This is a genomic window from Thermodesulfobacteriota bacterium, assembly GCA_040757775.1.
In the GTDB taxonomy this organism is placed as follows: domain Bacteria; phylum Desulfobacterota; class UBA8473; order UBA8473; family UBA8473; genus UBA8473.
In genome coordinates this window covers 936-2,259 of the sequence record JBFLWQ010000004.1, presented here as the reverse complement: position 1 = coordinate 2,259, position 1,324 = coordinate 936, and the positions used below count along the sequence as shown (strand labels likewise).

Below are 1,324 nucleotides of genomic sequence, written 5' to 3'. Positions count from 1 at the left end.
GGATGAGCAGTATCCGCTGATTGTTCGGCGCGAAGCGCCTCACAACCAGCGGATTGAACAGATGCCCCCTGCGGGGGCACTCCTCATCCGCGGCGTTAGGAGTAAAAATGGAGAGTAAAATAGTCATATATATAATAACTACCATTGTCGCCCTTTCTGGATGGATTACCCTTTTGTATAATTGGTTCACAAGCACTCCAAAGATAAAGGGGAAAATACTTAATATTATGACAGGAGAATGGCATACTCCCCAATTTCGTACTCCAAAAACAAGCCTTTTTGTGTATTTATATCTGACTAATAAAAGAAAGAACCCTGTACATATTCTTGATTATGAACTTGAATTTGATATTAGCAATGGTTACGAAAAAGCTTTAAGGGTTTATGGCACACAAAACATTGATCAACCATCATTTCATAGTGATATACAAGAAATAACAATTCCCGATTTTAAAAATAAGGTAATTTATTCAAAAAATAATCCTATAGAATACGGAATCCCTTTACATGGTTTTGCTTTATTTGCAACAGATAAACCTCATTCTGATCTTATAAATAAAATTAAAAAATTAAAAATAACATGTACCGATGCTTTTGGAGTTAATCATATAATTAAAGCCAAACCTAAAAATTTTACTAATCTATATTTATTACAAGATATAGCGGGCATTAATATAAAACAAAAGACAACTTCCTAAATTAATAATAACTGAACTTCTTATGCTATAAGAAGTATAAATAGCATCAATAAATCCCAAACCATGTAAAATGACTACTATTGATAGAAGAAAACAAAACATACAATCACCTCCTAACAACAAAATTCAGCGGATTTTCAACCGCTGATTTTAACGTTGTGTAGATGAAAAGGAGTTAATATTATGACTACTAAAAATTTTCTCGAAACGGCTCTCAAGGCATCGGAGCCGATAGTTCAAGAATACATTCGACAATTGAAGGCGCAAATAACCAAACTTCACAAACAAATAGTAACATTGGAGATAGAAAAAATGAAATTTAAGAACCAAAATATAACCTACAAGCAAAGGGTTTCTGCACTTCAAAAGAATCTTGATAAAGCTGTTTCTAACGGTGGTATTCATATGGAGTTAGCTCCTTTCGACTCTCGCATCACAGAAATCCATGCTATCCTCAATGGTGGTATCCCTCTCGCGCAACAGATCGAGAGGATCAGGCAAATCGTGAGATGCGTCTCGTCAGAAATTAAAGTTAAAGAATAAATAACACAACAAGCGGCTGGACTTGACCGCTAATAAGTAGCGGCAAGTCAGCCTTTACGTTGTCGAGGGCGCTTCGCGCCCTC

At 35.6% G+C, this 1,324-nt stretch carries 2 protein-coding genes; both read left to right on the top strand.

Annotation, left to right across the window (positions count from 1 at the left end; all coding sequences use genetic code 11):
• The first annotated feature begins 107 nt into the window (after positions 1–107).
• Entirely contained in the window at positions 108–698 is a 591-nt protein-coding gene (locus tag AB1401_03550; GenBank protein MEW6614535.1) for a hypothetical protein, read from the top strand.
• A 183-nt stretch (positions 699–881) separates the two neighbouring features.
• Positions 882–1,241, top strand: a complete 360-nt coding sequence (locus AB1401_03545) for a hypothetical protein (GenBank protein MEW6614534.1) — start codon at positions 882–884, stop codon at positions 1,239–1,241.
• Positions 1,242–1,324: the final 83 nt, after the last annotated feature.